The organism is Solibacillus sp. FSL W7-1324, assembly GCF_038008025.1.
GTDB lineage: Bacteria > Bacillota > Bacilli > Bacillales_A > Planococcaceae > Solibacillus.
In genome coordinates, this window is record NZ_JBBOYH010000001.1 from 2911780 (window position 1) to 2927997 (window position 16218).

At 34.9% G+C, this 16218-nt stretch carries 17 protein-coding genes and 1 pseudogene; 8 read left to right on the top strand and 10 right to left on the bottom strand.

The genetic code is table 11. The annotated features are described in order from the left end of the window. Positions 1–257: 257 nt before the first annotated feature. The 3 genes from MKY71_RS14530 (at position 258) to MKY71_RS14540 (ending at position 2727) form a co-directional block, all read left to right on the top strand. Positions 258–803, top strand: coding sequence for an RNA polymerase sigma factor (locus MKY71_RS14530; RefSeq protein WP_340733091.1), 546 nt, complete (start codon positions 258–260; stop codon positions 801–803). Further along, on the top strand, positions 793–1971 hold the full coding sequence (locus MKY71_RS14535; protein WP_340733092.1) for an anti-sigma factor family protein: 1179 nt from the start codon (positions 793–795) through the stop codon (positions 1969–1971). The genes MKY71_RS14530 and MKY71_RS14535 overlap by 11 nt, the downstream gene beginning before the upstream one ends. Positions 1972–2217: 246 nt before the next feature. Then, complete coding sequence (locus tag MKY71_RS14540; RefSeq protein ID WP_340733093.1) at positions 2218–2727, top strand: hypothetical protein; 510 nt, start codon at positions 2218–2220, stop codon at positions 2725–2727. 102 nt (positions 2728–2829) lie between these two features. Here the strand turns inward: MKY71_RS14540 and MKY71_RS14545 are convergent, their stop codons facing one another. The 3 genes from MKY71_RS14545 to MKY71_RS14555 form a co-directional block, all read right to left on the bottom strand. After that, positions 2830–3909: an S-layer homology domain-containing protein gene (locus tag MKY71_RS14545; RefSeq protein WP_340733094.1), complete on the bottom strand. Its 1080-nt coding sequence runs from the start codon at positions 3907–3909 to the stop codon at positions 2830–2832. A 616-nt stretch (positions 3910–4525) separates the two neighbouring features. Then, positions 4526–4921 carry a hypothetical protein gene (locus tag MKY71_RS14550; protein WP_014822441.1) on the bottom strand — a complete coding sequence of 132 codons (396 nt, stop codon included), beginning with the start codon at positions 4919–4921 and terminating at the stop codon, positions 4526–4528. A gap of 143 nt (positions 4922–5064) precedes the next feature. Further along, a complete protein-coding gene (locus tag MKY71_RS14555; protein ID WP_014822440.1) occupies positions 5065–5808 on the bottom strand; it encodes a DUF6973 domain-containing protein in 744 nt (247 codons plus the stop codon). A 196-nt stretch (positions 5809–6004) separates the two neighbouring features. Between MKY71_RS14555 and MKY71_RS14560 the strand changes: the two genes are divergently transcribed. Next, on the top strand, positions 6005–6319 hold the full coding sequence (locus MKY71_RS14560; protein WP_340733095.1) for a helix-turn-helix domain-containing protein: 315 nt from the start codon (positions 6005–6007) through the stop codon (positions 6317–6319). A gap of 321 nt (positions 6320–6640) precedes the next feature. Here the strand turns inward: MKY71_RS14560 and MKY71_RS14565 are convergent, their stop codons facing one another. Further along, positions 6641–7621, bottom strand: coding sequence for a ketoacyl-ACP synthase III (locus tag MKY71_RS14565; protein ID WP_340733097.1), 981 nt, complete (start codon positions 7619–7621; stop codon positions 6641–6643). 64 nt (positions 7622–7685) lie between these two features. Continuing rightward, the gene (locus MKY71_RS14570) at positions 7686–8030 is read right to left on the bottom strand and encodes a hypothetical protein (protein WP_340733098.1); all 345 of its coding nucleotides are present in this window, start codon (positions 8028–8030) and stop codon (positions 7686–7688) included. Positions 8031–8718: 688 nt separating this feature from the next. Here MKY71_RS14570 and MKY71_RS14575 point away from each other — a divergent pair. Then, positions 8719–9539: pseudogene (locus MKY71_RS14575) on the top strand (tyrosine-type recombinase/integrase). 126 nt (positions 9540–9665) lie between these two features. Further along, positions 9666–9956 carry a hypothetical protein gene (locus MKY71_RS14580; RefSeq protein ID WP_340733099.1) on the top strand — a complete coding sequence of 97 codons (291 nt, stop codon included), beginning with the start codon at positions 9666–9668 and terminating at the stop codon, positions 9954–9956. Between the two features lie 83 nt (positions 9957–10039). Here the strand turns inward: MKY71_RS14580 and MKY71_RS14585 are convergent, their stop codons facing one another. From MKY71_RS14585 to MKY71_RS14605, 5 genes are all read right to left on the bottom strand, one after another. Beyond that, positions 10040–10414: a hypothetical protein gene (locus MKY71_RS14585; RefSeq protein WP_340733100.1), complete on the bottom strand. Its 375-nt coding sequence runs from the start codon at positions 10412–10414 to the stop codon at positions 10040–10042. Positions 10415–10724: 310 nt separating this feature from the next. Next, the gene (locus MKY71_RS14590; RefSeq protein WP_339173212.1) at positions 10725–10877 is read right to left on the bottom strand and encodes a YrzI family small protein; all 153 of its coding nucleotides are present in this window, start codon (positions 10875–10877) and stop codon (positions 10725–10727) included. A gap of 536 nt (positions 10878–11413) precedes the next feature. Continuing rightward, positions 11414–12607, bottom strand: coding sequence for an amidohydrolase (locus MKY71_RS14595; RefSeq protein ID WP_340733101.1), 1194 nt, complete (start codon positions 12605–12607; stop codon positions 11414–11416). Between the two features lie 69 nt (positions 12608–12676). After that, positions 12677–14197, bottom strand: coding sequence for an AbgT family transporter (locus tag MKY71_RS14600; protein ID WP_340733102.1), 1521 nt, complete (start codon positions 14195–14197; stop codon positions 12677–12679). Positions 14198–14485: 288 nt separating this feature from the next. Then, positions 14486–14743, bottom strand: a complete 258-nt coding sequence (locus tag MKY71_RS14605; RefSeq protein WP_340733103.1) for a UDP-glucose 6-dehydrogenase — start codon at positions 14741–14743, stop codon at positions 14486–14488. Positions 14744–15002: 259 nt separating this feature from the next. Between MKY71_RS14605 and MKY71_RS14610 the strand changes: the two genes are divergently transcribed. Next, on the top strand, positions 15003–15476 hold the full coding sequence (locus MKY71_RS14610) for a DUF2062 domain-containing protein (protein ID WP_340733104.1): 474 nt from the start codon (positions 15003–15005) through the stop codon (positions 15474–15476). A 106-nt stretch (positions 15477–15582) separates the two neighbouring features. Continuing rightward, positions 15583–16200, top strand: coding sequence for a GGDEF domain-containing protein (locus MKY71_RS14615; protein ID WP_340733105.1), 618 nt, complete (start codon positions 15583–15585; stop codon positions 16198–16200). The last annotated feature ends 18 nt before the right edge of the window (positions 16201–16218 follow it).

The window sequence follows — 16218 nt, forward strand, 5'->3', positions numbered from 1 at the left end:
CGATTCTTCAATAAGAAGATCGCGTTTTCAGTTATAGGGCCATATTGTGGAGCAACATCCTTTTTCAGCTAAAGGGTCATATTATAGATTAAAAGGCTGTAAAAAAGAAATTTGCTTACTAAATATAATTTAATGAATCTTATTAAAGATAATTTTATCGAGATAACTCTGCAGGGTTATCTTTTTTTATTGAAAAAAAAATTTATTTTGAGAGGAAATGAAATTTCCTTCGTTATAGTAGTAAGGAGGTGATTAAAGTGGACATTGAACTAGCTGTTCAAAATGTGCAGTCTGGGAAAGAAGCGGACTACAGGTATATTGTGAAATATTATGAAAACAAGATCTATACCACTGTATTTCGCCTAGTCCGCCATCACGATCTTGCAGAGGATTTAGTGCAGGAAATTTTTATCAAAGTTTTTTATAACCTACATAAATACAAAGCTATTGGTTCCTTTAATGCATGGCTTTATCGCATAGTTGTTAATCAATGCTATGACTATTTACGAAGGCAACCGAAGCAATCTTCCGTACTTGAAGATACTGAGTTTATTGAAAAACAATACCCTGAGAAAATAATTTTACAAAAAGAGCAGCTCCATCAATTAGATCAGCTTCTACATCAATTAGATAAAACCGAATATTTCATTTTGCTTTTACGCTATGTAAATGAGCTCCGGTATGATGAAATTAGCGAGGTACTGCAAATACCATTAAATGAAGTGCGCAACAAACTACATCGAAGTAAACGTAAGCTACGAGAACTAGCTACTACAAAAGGAGGGTATTTTCATGAAATGTAATGATTTCTTATTGGAGGATTATGTCGAAGGTTTTTTAACTAATGCTGAAAGGACTGAGCTTGAAACACACATAAGCAGTTGCAGCAAATGCCAGCAAACGCTTGAAAACTTAAGAACCGAGCAAATAATACTTACTACCACATTAAATGAGCCAAAATTAAGAAGTAATCTCACTGACGATTTAATGCAAAAAATCAAGAATCATAACAAAATTAAAGCGAAACGCCAACGATACCATATGATGGTTATTGCTGCCGCCATTTTATTGATTAGCTTCACTTTAATGGCCACAATGAATAATTCAAACCAGCAGGCTGATACAGTATTACCCAATACAAATGAAAATATGGATGTAGATCAACAAAACTTTGCAAACACAATAGAAGAATCCAAAGCACATGATATTCCTCTAAATGAAGGACCTGTGCTTGATATTAAAATTGATAGCGTTATTGAAAAAAACGGTATGAAGGAAATTACCTATCGTCGTAACTACAACGAAGCCATTCAGCAATATTCAGAGGCAACACTTAAGAAGTTAGTAAGTACCTATGACATAGATGAGCGTCTGTTTAATCTCGGCTGGAACTCACTTATTTCTATACTCATCCGTAACAATAGAAACGAAGTGGTAACAACTTTTGAAATAAAAGAAAGTGAAAATATTAAACCGATTTATCCGCTTGTCAGCACATACCATGAATCTACAGAAGTACTCGGGGAGGAAATAACGAATTTTTCATTGCCCGTTGAAACTGACCCAACTTTTTTTGAAATTGAAAGCTACTTTGTTCAACTACTCACATACACCGAGCCATTTACTTTTAAAAGAAATGAAAAAACTAGTTTCAACTATTTAGGCCATTTGTACACCATTTATGATACACAATTAAAAGATGGCGACCTAAAACTCCATATCAAAGTAGAAGGACAACCCAAAATCATCCCTTATGGATGGCAGGTTAATGTTGATGGAAAAAATCTTGATCAACATCATCATATCTATACTTTTGATAAAGTGGAGAACAATATTACATTCCTTACTGTTACTATAGGGCAAATGGAGACAATTCCAGAGGAAATGACGTTACTCCCTTATCGTGGTCTCTTAGAAGAAAAGTTTAAATCACCAATTATTTTAGATTTAAAGGAAACAGCAGAAAAATAAATCATTCATTCAGTAACCGTTTAAGTCGAAGTAGCCATCTATGCTATGCCTCCGCTTAAAACGAAAGAGATATAACCTTTACTATTTAACAATCGGGCGCATTTCTTTAATAAGGAATGGGCCTTATTCAATTTAAGGGCCATATTGTTGAAAAACTTTTTCTGACTTTGGATAAATATGTTAAAGTTTAAACTGATGAAATAATATACTTAAAAAAAGCTATTATTAGTTAAAAGGGGTGAAAATATGAAGTCAAAAGTGAATCTTCCAATTTTAGTGATTTCAATTCTATTTATAGCATTCGGGTGTTCTAAGCAGAATGAAAGTATAGAAACAGAACCCTATATCGGAAAACCATTACATATTGGTATTATAGGTGAAGAACCAAAAGTTAGAGAAGAACATATAAAATTTACAGCTATAGATTTTACTGATTTGCAAAGCCTAGAACACTATGATGCTGTATTTATTACAAAGGAAAATCTAAAAGAAGCAGATAAAGCGCAATATGCAACTGTTTATAATAACAGTCCTCTACCATTCCTATTTATTGAGACACAAAAAGGATATGTTCCTTTCATTAGTGAAGAAGCTGATTTCGAAAATTATCCAGATGTTGACTCAGGCTTTTATGCTTATCTTTACGATAGTAAGAGTAAAAAGTATTGGGGATATGGTTTATATAATGACATAGTAAATGAACAAAATATTCAAGATGCCTACTCAAGGATCTTTGATACAATTGAGGACCTGTGATTATAGAAGTAATGTAGAAGGTTGCTAAACAAGTAATTGTTATTCAACAATCTGGGCGCTTTCCTTGAATAAAAGGATGGCACCCACTTTATTTTAAAAAGGTTATTTGTTTAATAATCCAAAGTGTAATTTACCTTCTACATAGTCGAAGAACATAACGAATTTAACATCTGTTACCACACCTGAATTTTCATTTGTAATAAGTGTTCCTGTTGTATACGCCCGATTTACAAGTTCAACTGCTTCTACAGAAGATATTTTCATAAGGAAATTAAAATAATTTGTAAACGAATCATAGGCAGAATAACTAGATTCTTTAAAAAACTTTTCTTTAATATTTAAATTCATTCCATACTTTACAAAGTAAGCATTATATTCTTTTTGTAACTTTTCTTTTAAATATTTTGCATCTGTTTGACCTTGTGGTAGCGGAATGTCCTTATATAATTCAATTTCGAAAGGAAGTACAAGCTTTGCAATCTGTTCATTGGTTAATTTTTTAAATTCTTCATCGTTCATGTTTTTAATATCTTCTGCAGTTACTCGCTTAATATCTTTTGCTCGATACATGAATACAGCATAGTGAGCACGAGTTAATGTTTCATTTTCTCTGAAAGTTTTATCTTCATACCCAGTAGTTACACCGTTGTTATACAATGCACTTACATAATTTGCATTTTCTTTCGAGACATCTTTTAATGGATTTGTACCAGTTGTTTCTAAGTCATATGCAATAGCCAAAATCTTTGCCATTTCTCCACGCGTTAAAGCTTTGTTTGGGTTAATATTGCCTTTTGAATCGACAGCTAATAATCCCGCTTCCATCAGCTTTTTAATATCATTGTAATAAGCATTTTTTGACGATAAATCTTTCGGTGCTTTAAAAGTCGTTGTTTTTGGTAATTTGTCAATTGCACGACTGATTAATGCCGCAGCATGTTTACGAGAGATCGTTTCGCTAGGTTTAAACGTACCATCCTCATATCCACTAATAATTCCACTTTGAGTCATTTCATGAATAATATCGTAGTAAACGTTCTTTTTCGATACGTCACTAAATGTCTTAGTGTATGTAGTTGCCGCCTCTACTTGATTTGATGCGCTGTCATAAGGAATAACGAAAGCTGGTGTAGCAATCGCTAACGCAAGTGTAGATAATAAAAGTTTGTTGCTGTTTTTCAAATTAATTTCCTCCAACTACATTTAAATATTTTCTTTTTTGTTTCTTTATTTGTACCACTTCGACTTATAAAAACTGTGAGATTAAGAATAACAATTCCACCGACTATCATTAAAGTTTCTTTCCGCAAATTGAAAAATCGAATATCGTAAAAAAAATAATTACAACAATTAATATTTCTAAATAACTTTTTTCGATTACTCATAAATCCATATCCTCAATTCGCTGTTAAAAACTCTATTATTAACAATAATAACATTGTATGTATTATAAAAGTCCCTAAAGTACGATTGAGAGTATTGCTGTCCATAACCCTGTAAAACCATTCATTATTCCACAATCGGGCGCATTTCTTTAATAAGGAATGGGCCTTATTCAATTTAAGGGCCATATTGTAGAGCAACATTTTTTCTTGGGGGAGTCTTAGAGAAGATACAAATTTATACAAATATCTTATCAAACATAACAAAAAACCTTAATAATATTTCTTATTAGAGAATTCACTCTATACTTACACTATACCAAAAAAGGAAGTGTAAACTTGAATCGCAAACAAGTCTACCTTCCTTTATGGGTATGATTTTAAACCAAAATTGAACCAAAACAATAACAAAATATTTATTCTTTTTTCTTTAAAATAATACTTTCAGTTTGGTCATTCCAGTCAATTGTAACTTCTATTTGATCGTCTTTAGTGGTTGACGCACTATTAGAAGCTAAATTTGCATTAGTATAAGTACCGTCTTCTTTTAATGAAACATCATTTGCTCCAAAACTCTGATTGTTGCTATTATTTTCAACTAAGTAATTAAATTTACTAATAGTTCCTGCTCCGTCACCATTGTATTTTAAGATAATTTCATTTTTCTCGGACCCGTCTATAATTTCAGTAATTATTTCAGCTGTCCAGTTATCACTAGAGCCATAGAAGTTAAGATTCTCTTCATCCGATTGACATCCAGCTAATAGTAGAATTCCAGCTAAAATCGGTAAAATTACAAAAATCTTTTTCAAATAATCATCCCCTGTTCATTATTTAGCACTCCATTTTAAATCATAACGTATCCGTATAATTAAAGTTTCATATATAAAGAATAAATCAACAGGTCTAGTATTTAACTAGACCTGTTGATTGGTTTAAAATAAAGCGGATGAAATCACTTTACGAGAATTTTTGCTTCACCATTTTTAATTTTTTCATCAACTCTATCAGCTAATGTTGTATCAAATGGTAATAAATCATACCAATAAAAACAATCTCTACCCATCTGGTTATTATGTAGATCCATATTTTTATGTTGTACTCCATTAAATCCATTCCATACTTCTTTTTTAAGTACTGCATCAGTTACACCATGATCTTCATGAGCAGTAGCGAATTGTTCTGCTAAGTATTTCCCAATGTCCTTTGACATAATTGCATTCCAAAGAGCATGTCTGAAAGCATTACCTTTATCGCCATCTTTCCACTTCGGATAACGCTCACTTGTAAGCTTATCTGTTTTAGATTGAGCAGCTTTGACAAGCAAAGCATCAGCTGGGAATAAAACAACTAGCTTTTTTTCAGCAGCAGTTAAATTAGTCCATGTTTTCCCGGCAGATTCGAAGCTTAAAGCGCTAATGTCAGAGAAATCACTCTGAACAAGTCCAATAATTTCTTCTGTAGAAATTAAGGGGTTTTCATCTTTAATTTTAATAATTAATAGGGATAAATCAATGTCCTCTTGAGTAAGAAAATCTTGATTTTCTTCAATAATCGTATAAATATCTTTCCCTTGTAGTTGTTCTAAGCCAGGGTTTTCGACAGGAATTTTATCTTCTTTTCCTGCTGCTAATGAAGTTTGTGCACCGATCGATAAAGCAAGAGTTAACGCTAAAGCCGTACTTGTAATTTTTTTCATAAAATCCATCTCCTTTTTGTGGTAAGAGCAATATATATTAACACTAGTATTAAAATGTTACCCACCTGAAATCAACCATATATCTAATAATGCAATGAAAATATCCATTATGAATTTCCCCTCCTTATGCTCTTATGATAAATGGAAATCATGATATAATTACAATTTATAATAAATATTATAAATGGAGGATAAAATGTCGAATTATGGTATAACGATAAAGTCTATTAGGAAAAATAAAGGATATACTCAAAAGGAAGTTGCGGCAAACCTTTTTACACAAGCAACTTATTCAAATTTTGAAGCCGCTAAAACTGATATTCTTTCATTTAGCTTTATGCACCTCCTGTCCCAGCTCCAAATATCAAGTGAAGAACTTATGCTTAAAGATAGCGGTGTAGTTACAACTATGTTATCAGGTATTGCAATATATATTGCCTTCAAATCATCCTTTGAATTAATTAGATTATTACAAGATACAAAATACTATTACTTGATACTAACTAATTAAACTAACGGAGTGCTTTAGTTTAACAAGTAAAAAGCGGTAATATTCCACAAAAGGGCGCATTTGTAGAGTAACACAGGTAGAAATTGATCAAACTTTTTTATAAAAAACAAACTTAAAACTGCTAAAGAAGAATCCGTTTTGATCAATCTTTTTTCAAAATGGATTCTTCTTATTTATCGTTAAATAAGGGGTTACGAGGTGTTTCATAAGCTAAAAGATAGCCATTATCTTTGTAAGTGAAACGAGATTTTTGATAATCGTATTTTCGCTTAATTGTGAGCTAACTCACTAATAGAATATTTGCTTTAGCAACTGCCGATATTAGTATTTAAATAGCATGGCTATCATTTCGTCTCCGGCCCCCACTGTCCAGAACAATACAGTGTCACCACGTTTAATTTGTCCATTTTCAATACCTTTATTTAGAGCAAAGAATGGACTGCTGGTAGAAGTGTATCCTACTTCATCCCCTGCATATAATATCTTTTCCGCAGCAATCTCGAAATGTTTTTGCATTATTTCAATGTTTGATACTGCAAATTGAGATAAACATAAAGCATCTACTGAATCGATTGTTAAACCATTCTCCGCAAGAAATTCTTCAATCATTTCACATGCAATCATAATGGAAGGTGTTCCGTCGAATGGTTTAAAGTCGATATATTCTTTCTCTCCATTTGATTTAGAGAAGCCTTTTGGCGGATAAAGGATGTTTTCGCGTTTCGTTGAATCTAAGTAGTGTACTGCATCGATGAATCCAGTTTCTTCTTCCGTTTTTTCTAAGATAATGGCAGCTGCGCCGTCTGCAAAACTCGCATATGTAATTTCTTGTTCTGGGTTTGAAATTAAACTATTCGCATCTGAACCTACGACTAAGGCGCGGTTTACACGTTTATTTGACAGCATATAGCGTGAAGCTGTCTCAACAGCAATGGTCATACCTGCACAAGCCGCGTTGGTATCGAAGATGATTGTATGATTATCGGCACTAATCGCATTATGAAGGAATGCAGCATTTGTAGGTAATGTATATTCAGGACATTGCGAAGCGAATATAATCATATCAACATCTTTCCCTTTGATACCGGCATCTTCTAATGCTTTTTTAGCCGCTTCGATCCCCATTGTTAAACTATTCTCATGGTTGTTATCAATGATGTGACGTTTTTCTCGACCTAAAACTGTTAATAGATTTGTAATGTCTCGGCCTTGTTTTTTGAAGTGTTCTAAATAGTAGTCATTCTCTACTTGGTTTTCTGGATTATAAATACCTAAACCTGTGATTTTAATGTGTTTTCTCATGTTGAAACAATCCCCCTTTTCATAAAAAAAGGTCAAAAATTTTCATTCTGACCTTTTGGTAATATTAAGCTAAATCTACTACTGTAGCATTTGTTAAGCCCGCAGTTCGAGCAATCCGTGACAATTGCATTTTCAAAACACTACTATCTTTAATTTGGAAAATCACTTTATTAAATCCAGTTGATTTGTAAAGCCCCATAACGCCTGTTAATTCTTCAGCCATCTCAGGTGTGACTACTGGCATCTCTACACAATCAACTTCTAATGTATATTCCGCCGGATTAATTGAATTAACTTTCTTGCTATATTCTTCAATGAACAACGCTGAATCTTCTTTTGTCATTCTTCCTTTTACTTGAATACTTACTGTTTTCTTCACTGTGTTTAATAAAATATTTGCTTTTTTCATAATCTCTCACCTTTTCAATTTTTTATTTCACCATCTTTATGGTAACATTTCTTAAATAATCATGCAAAAAGACCCTGTTTTCTCATAATGTTATCGCCTAATTAGTACAAGAGTATTTAGATTATTTTAACATAATAGTATAATACTACTTCACTTTTAACGAATCGATGTGGCATTTTTAATATGTTTATCGTTGAGTGAAGCATTATCATGGCGACCAATGCCTCTTCTACTTTTGGTAATATAAAAAATACCCCCTCATTTTATTAGTAGATACGTCTTTAATTTCTGATTTACGCATTCTTAAAGTCCTAATTCTTTGGTGCTATTATAGTGTAAGAGTTATATAGGAGGTAGGAATATGAATTCAGAGTTGAATCGGCTAAACCAGGAAATCGAGGAATTACGTTCTGAGCATACTCACTACAGCAGTTTTGTAATTCAAAATGAAAATTTGAAGTGGAAATGTGTCAAGTGCAATGGAAATAGTTACAGCATTTGTTTCATAGAAAGCCTTTGTTATTCAATAATCTGGGCGCTTTTCTTGAAAAAAGGCATGCCCTTTTCTATTTTCAAATGCTTTAGAAAATCAATAATATCTTTGGGGAATCTCTGTATGAAAAACTCTCACTCTGTACATACTAGAATTTAGATTACTAGTTTTAACCTATGTGGGAGAGTGAAAGAAATGTTATTATCCGAAGCGTGGAAAAATTATCAACAAGATAAAAAAATCGAGGGGTATTCAACACTTACATTAAAAACATATTCTTTTCAATACAATCTTTTATTGCGGTTTTTTGGTGATATTGATATGAATGGATTTAGTACAGAAAAATTAAAAGAATACTTACTACATACAGGAAAACACTTGAAGCCTTCTAGTTTAGGGCATAGGATTCGATTTGTGAAATCACTATTTAGATGGTCACATGAAGAGGGATATATTCCAAAAAATCCTGCCGCTAAATTGAAAGAGCCGAAATTAGGAAAAAGAATTCCTAAGTTTCTATCAGAATTAGAGATTGAACATTTAAGGGAAGCTTGCCAAACAACGATGGAAAATGCGCTATTTGAGTTTATGTATTCGACCGGCTGCCGTATTGGGGAAGTCGTAAAAATAGATCGCCATGATATTGATTTTCGAACAAATTCGGTCATTGTACAAGGGAAGGTGATAAAGAAAGAGAAGTATACTTTAATACTCGCTGCTCTATTTGGTTAAAAAGATATTTAGACGAACGAGAAGATGGAGATCCTTGTTTATTTATTACGAACAGGAAACATAACTTGAGATATATTATTAAGCGCGTATCAAATCGGGCTGGTATAAAAAAGTGTATACATCCGCATCAATTACGACACAGTTATGCAACACATATGATCAATAACGGTGCGCCCATCGATGTCATCCAAAGTTTACTGGGACATGAAAAGAGCGAGACAACAAAGATCTATACACAGTTAAGCGGTAAAATAAGACAGGATTACTATAGTAAATACTTTTGAAATTAAAATTTAAGCAATCCTAGAAGTGCAATATTTAAAATTCGCTTCTTTCCGTTATAGGGCCATTTTATATAACACTCAGATGACATTCATTTTAATTCAAAAACGCATGTGGAGGGAGAAATTTTGAAAACGAGATATCATTCTTGGAAAAGCTATGTTTATTTAACCGTTAGTGTGATCGTTACGGTTCTTATGATTTTATTAGAACCAATTGGAATAGCCACAAAAGAAAAGCTGACAGGGAGTATAATTTTACTAATATTGGCGGGGAATCTCGTGTCTGTCTTACTCGGTGTTTTAACATTTACATCTAAGGACGAACGGAAATTGATTCCTAGTATAGCTGCCGTATTTACTTTCTTAAATGTAGGTGTGGTGATTTTCTTTTTCTGGTTTGGTGCAAACTTTGCATGAGTAAAAGATATTCTTCAATCAGACAAATTTACTCCAAACTTTGAATGGAGCGTTTTTGGATTTTACTTAATAAGCTTATTATTTTAATAATGTGTAACAACATCAAATGAAGCTGGATTACCATTTAATTTAAGGTTTATCGTCTTATAATTAATATTTGAAGTTAATTTAAAAATATAACGTGAAATCTTGTCCGCTTCTTCCCCTTCGCTAATATTAATTGTCACTTCTGAATCGAATGTATAACTATATCCAGGAATATCATCTATTCGGTTGTTCGTTTCATAAACAATGTAATAAGTGTCTTTTCCATTAGAAAAAAGTTGTATAAGATTTTCTTTATCAATAGAATTTTCTTGAAGAATCTTTTCTATTTTTTTAGGTAAATTTTTTTCGATAGATATGGATGTTGTCGTTACTTCTACACAGCCACTTACAATTAATATAGACATCAGCATTAAAAGAATCTTTTTCAGAATAATTCACCTCTAAGCAATTTTACTTTTACAAAACATCTTTTTCATTCTTGTGAAATCGTTTCGACGTTTTATAAAAACTAATTTCTATCTAATATAGAAGAATCCATTTTGATCAATCTTTCAAAATGGATTCTTTTTTTAAAGCTATACCTTCACTTGACCTAAGCATCAACATCAACATTTTTATTCGTAGCTAGGTGGAATCCTTCTCCAACCATAAAGCTGCATACCTTCTCTTACTCATATAAATCATTCCAATTCCACCTTTCACTGTTTTTAAATAACTAAATTAGTAATGACGATGACGCGTGTAATCTTCTACTTTTCGCTTGTTCTCTTCAAAAATTCGTTTTACTTTTTCTTCATGTAGTGCTTGCTCACGAGAGATTTCACGCTCCCGCTTTGAAATAGCGATTGAAAGTGTAAAAAAGTTTAGTACCATGGATTATCACCTCCTTAAAGTGCCCTGAAAATGGAAAAAACCGCAGAGAGACTTCCCCTGCGGTTAAAAAAAGGCATAAAAATACCGCAGGGGCACACTTCTCCCTGCGGTATGGGCATACTTAATCAATTAAAGAGTTTAAGCAATCCATTCCAGTCTGGTCGAATGTGTGATTTTTGTTTTCATTGAAGTTGTAATATCTAGTGACATTAATTTATTGATAACGATCATGTTCTTCGACCTCCTTAGAATTTTTTTGATTACTGTGTAAGTATATTCCCTCACACTTTGTTTGTAAACATCTTTTTGCAAATTTTCAAAATTAAGTAAAAACTTATTAAAAAAAGTATATAAATGTTGAATTAACAACATTCTTTCCATTCTATTGATGCCCATATTGTTGCATCCCTAAACGTGTAAGACGCAAAGTACCAGCACACTTTTTTAGTATATGAAGTAGCTTCGAATTTGTTCCTACTTATTGTTAAGCCTCAAAAAGGACATAACACAGAACTATGTTATGTCCCTTCATTGCCTTATATAACGCTACTTACCGAATGTTTCTTTAAATACTCCAATGTCGCCTTCGCAAGCGTGTTTGCAGCTACGAGAAGCGCACGTTCATCGATATCGAACTTCGGATGATGGTGCGGGTACGCTTCTTCTTTTTCAGGATCGCGTGCACCTGTGAAGTAAAATGTGCCCGGTACTTTTTCTAAATAATAGGCAAAGTCCTCTCCGCCCATTTCCGGCTCACAAATGACTACTTCTTCAACACCTGGTGTTTCTTTTGCCTGCTCGATGAAAAACTTTGTTGTCTCACGGTCATTAATAACAGCCGAATAGCCGCGCACATAATCGTAATCATAATCAGCCTTCATCACTAAACATGCCGCCTTCAGCACATCTTCCAGCTCACGCTCAATTTGGTCACGTGTTTCTTCATCAAACACTCGAACTGTCCCTTTAATTTTTACCGAATCGGCAATTACGTTGAATGGATTTAATGCTTCAAAGTGACAAACCGAAACAACAGCCGGTTTCACTGGACTAATACGACGACCTAAAATTTGCTGAGCATTTACAACAAACTGGGAACCGATATAAATCGAGTCTTTCGTTTCCTGTGGTTTTGCCCCGTGTCCGCCCTTGCCTTTAATCGTAATGTAGAAAGCATCTGCTGCAGCCATTAATGGCCCTTCGCAAACTGCGATTTTCCCCTGCTCGACCGGTGCCCATAAATGCTGACCGAAAATTACATCCACCCCGTCCAGGCAGCCATCTTCAATCATCGCAGTCGCTCCACCCGGTGCAATTTCTTCACCGAATTGATGGATGAACACGACATTCCCCTCAATCTCATCTTGGATCTTGTTCAGCGCTTTAGCCAATACAAGCAGTGATGCCGTATGTCCGTCATGACCACATGCATGCATTCGGCCATCCACCTTCGATTTATAAGGAACATCATTTTGCTCCTGGATTGCCAGTGCATCGAAATCTGCACGTAACGCAACCGTTTTACCAGTTTTACCACCTCGTAATGTAGCAACTACCCCGCGTCCCCCTACACCTTCACGTACTTCATGTCCAAGTGCACGATGGTATTCTGCAATATATTTTGGTGTTTCCACTTCTTCATGTGAAAGCTCTGGATTTTCGTGCAGGTAACGGCGAATTGCTACCATTTCATCATAATGCTGTTCTAGTATGTCAAATACATTTGTCATGTTTTCCATCCCCAATTTCTAAGTTGTCTGTTGTTCGAATAGCTCGTTATTCCCTCAAACCCGGGAATGTTATTTTAAGAAAATGCCATCGCCAGGTCCTAATGGCAGGCCAAGTAAGAACCATACTGCGAATAAAATAATCCACATAATCGCGAAGAATACTGAGTACGGCAATAACGCTGAAATTAATGTACCGATTCCGATATTTTTATCGTAGCGTCGAGCAAATGCTAGTAAAATCGCAAAATATGCAAGCATTGGTGTGATCGGGTTCGTAATTGAATCCCCTACACGGTACGCCATTTGTGTTACAGCCGGTGAGTAGTTTAAGTACATGAACATCGGTACAAAGATCGGAGCAAGTAATGCCCATTTAGCCGATGCACTTGCAATCAGTAAGTTGATGAATGCACAAATAATGATGAATCCGATAAACATCGGTGCGCCTGTAAAGTTCATATTTTGTAAAAACTCTGCGCCTTTAATCGCTAAGATCGGTCCGATATTACTCCATCCGAAGTAAGCAATCATTTGTGCTGCAACGAATGCCAATACGATGAATGAAGAAAGGTCACCGATTGATTTAAACATTTGTTCCGCTACATCACGGTCCGATTTTACTTTCTTCGTCACGATACCATATGTTAAGCCCGGTAGTAAGAAGAAGAACAGCATAATCGGTACGATACCCGTCATTAACGGGGAATTTAAAAAGCCGTTATCTTCCGGATTACGCAGTAGCCCTGATTCCGGTACAACTAAAATCGCCATTAAGATGATGTACGCTAATGTTACAACCCCTGCCCAGCGAAGCCCTTTGTTTTCTAAAGCTGTAAGTGGTTCAGCAACTTCAATCTTCCCGCTGTATTTACCAAAGCGAGGTTCTACGAATTTACCTGTTACCCAAGTTGCGACAACAACTAATACAAATGTCGAAACGATCAGGAAGTAGTAGTTCATTGTTGCAAGTCCAGTATATGTAGGATCAACCAATTGGGCTGATGTTTGTGTAATGCCCAGTAATAATACGTCTAAAGACGAAATGATAATATTTGCACTGAATCCTCCGGCAATTGCTGCATAAGTGGCGATTAATCCGACTAACGGATTTCGTCCAACACTCATGAAAATCATTGCGGCGATTGGCGGTAAAATAATGAAGGCTGCATCTGCGGCAACATTCCCGACAAGACCTGTAAATAAAATAACAGGTAAGATGATTTTTTTCGGAGCACTTAACACGGTCTTTTTCATTAATGCCGATATTAAGCCACTGTTTTCAGCTACCCCGATACCGATCATCGTTACGACCACGATACCTAGTGGCGCAAAGCTCGTAAAGTTACTTACCATGTTTGTCACGATTTGAATAAGTCCTTCACGATTCAATAGATTGATTACTTCAATCGTTTCATCAGTTCCCGGCTTTACAGCAGAAACCCCAAGTTTTGATAGGACAAGTGATAGCGCCAGTACAAAGAACGCTAAAATGACGAATAATGTGACCGGATCGGGTAGCTTATTCCCCGCTCGTTCAATTCCGTCTAGAAACCTATCAACCAATTTTTTCTTACCAACTTTACTTTCCATAAAGTGTCCCCCTAGAAGTTAATGTTTTATACAATAACAAATTAAACAGAGGATAGCAATAAGTTATGCAAATTTTTAGATTTTTCTTTATATTTATATAGTAATTTTGTATATTTTAGGAGAAATTTGGTTGTAAAGCTTTTTCCTGGATGAATGTTTTTCACCAAATAAAAAAAGCCTGGCGATACCATGGCACATCCGGTGTGCCATGTTCCCATGCTTTCCATTTCATATTTTCAGTGATGTTCCTATGTAAAAGCGAATACTCTTTTAATAGGCTCACACTAATTAGTTTTTAGAAAGTGCACGTTTTTTCTGAACGTACATATTTTTTAATTTCGCGTAGTAGGCTGCTGCATGTACTGCCCCTACATCTTTTTTACGCATAGCAAATTCGAATGCCTCGACTAAATGTTCCGTATTAACCGATTCACTTCGGATGTTAATTAAATCGTAATGCTTATAGTTGTCAGGTACTTTTGCTAAAATATCCTGATCCCCCGTAATTGAAATTAAATGATTGTCGTTAAAAAATAGTTGTAGCATCGTCCATATCCCCTTTTCTGTTTAGTATCGTGATGTCACCTTTTGATGAGCTTGTTTCAGCCCGTTTTTAATACACTTTATTGATACGGCTTCTATCCATTACCCCATTTTCTGCAAAATGAATCACTAATCAGTCAAAAAAATCCCTATTAATAAAATTATTCAGAAAAGTGAAACTCGAATCCTATAAATCCGGTATAATATATCTATAAAAACTGTTTTACGTTTATGACGAAGTACTTGGAGAGGAAAGACATCTATGAAAATAACACGCGTCATTAAATATAACTTAATCCGGTTATTTCGGCTTAAATCTGGACCGCATCATGTGGCTTCAGGTATAACGATCGGTTTTATCCCTAGCTGGCTCCCTACTTTTGGACTCGGCCCTGTTCTTTCGGTCGGTTTGGCAAGACTCGTGAAGGCCAATACTGTTTCCGCACTTGTCGGCGGTGTCCTGGGCACTTTTATTTGGCCCCTGCTATTTTTCTTGAATTATAAGGTCGGGAGCTTACTACTCGATCGAAATATTAGAGTCGAAGAGGTCGAAGAAGTCGAATATATCGATGCGGTCGAACATACGTATACCGGCATTGTAAATTCCCATTCAAGCGGATTCACTTTTCTAACAGGGGCCATGTGCAATATAGTGATTTCCTCGTTTCTTATTTATTTCATGGTGTATATCATGTTTAAGACGCACCGCGTGAGGATATTAAATAAAATTCGCTAATTTGGAAATTATCCCCTACCCTTGGCAGAAATGCGACAATACTATAGAATACTTTTTAGAATAATGAGATAAGCAAGGTGATAACATGCCCTACAGAGGAAGAATATTGGCAACAGGAATCGTTCTCTTTTTTAATATAATCCGCTATTTCTACTATCATGAGTATTTAGATTTGCCCTTTTATTGGTCATTTTTTGTTTTAACAGCCATTTTTCTCGGTATCGCCTGGTGGGCCGGTAAACAATTCGATAAAGTAAAATACTTGTCAGAAAGAGATCCGTTAACCGGTACATTTAACCGTCGTACAATAGAAGAATTCTTTCACAAAACTGCAATGATAAGTGATATAAAGAAACAATCATTAGGGATTATCATGCTTGATTTGAATAATTTTAAAGAAGTAAACGATGAATACGGTCACAATAAAGGCGACGAACTGCTCATACAAGTTGCCGCAGCATTAAATACATTTGTCGGGAAACACGATTTAGTGGCAAGATGGGGCGGCGATGAGTTCGTCGTTATCGTAGACAATATGAAGGTAAATACAGCCGACGACTACGTAAAAGAACTCCAGCAAGCGATCACGCTGAAAAATGCCGAGAACTTTCCGGATGTGGAGGCTTCTGTCGGATATGCGATCTACCCACAGCACGGAAAAAGTTTTCAGAAGCTTGTGCAAGAAGCGGATGCGTATATGTATAAACACAAAAAGGAAAAGTGACGTAACTTAGTTGAACTT

Excerpts from the sequence above, each read along its gene's own strand:
- MKY71_RS14595 (WP_340733101.1), bottom strand. The coding sequence starts at position 12,607 with ATGACAAATGTATTTGACATACTAGAACAGCATTATGATGAAATGGTA.
- MKY71_RS14555 (WP_014822440.1), bottom strand. The coding sequence starts at position 5,808 with ATGAAAAAAATTACAAGTACGGCTTTAGCGTTAACTCTTGCTTTATCG.
- MKY71_RS14535 (WP_340733092.1), top strand. The coding sequence starts at position 793 with ATGAAATGTAATGATTTCTTATTGGAGGATTATGTCGAAGGTTTTTTA.
- MKY71_RS14565 (WP_340733097.1), bottom strand. The coding sequence starts at position 7,621 with ATGAGAAAACACATTAAAATCACAGGTTTAGGTATTTATAATCCAGAA.
- MKY71_RS14560 (WP_340733095.1), top strand. The coding sequence starts at position 6,005 with ATGTCGAATTATGGTATAACGATAAAGTCTATTAGGAAAAATAAAGGA.
- MKY71_RS14605 (WP_340733103.1), bottom strand. The coding sequence starts at position 14,743 with ATGCTACAACTATTTTTTAACGACAATCATTTAATTTCAATTACGGGG.
- MKY71_RS14590 (WP_339173212.1), bottom strand. The coding sequence starts at position 10,877 with ATGGTACTAAACTTTTTTACACTTTCAATCGCTATTTCAAAGCGGGAG.
- MKY71_RS14570 (WP_340733098.1), bottom strand. The coding sequence starts at position 8,030 with ATGAAAAAAGCAAATATTTTATTAAACACAGTGAAGAAAACAGTAAGT.
- MKY71_RS14600 (WP_340733102.1), bottom strand. The coding sequence starts at position 14,197 with ATGGAAAGTAAAGTTGGTAAGAAAAAATTGGTTGATAGGTTTCTAGAC.
- MKY71_RS14610 (WP_340733104.1), top strand. The coding sequence starts at position 15,003 with ATGAAAATAACACGCGTCATTAAATATAACTTAATCCGGTTATTTCGG.
- MKY71_RS14585 (WP_340733100.1), bottom strand. The coding sequence starts at position 10,414 with ATGCTGATGTCTATATTAATTGTAAGTGGCTGTGTAGAAGTAACGACA.
- MKY71_RS14540 (WP_340733093.1), top strand. The coding sequence starts at position 2,218 with ATGAAGTCAAAAGTGAATCTTCCAATTTTAGTGATTTCAATTCTATTT.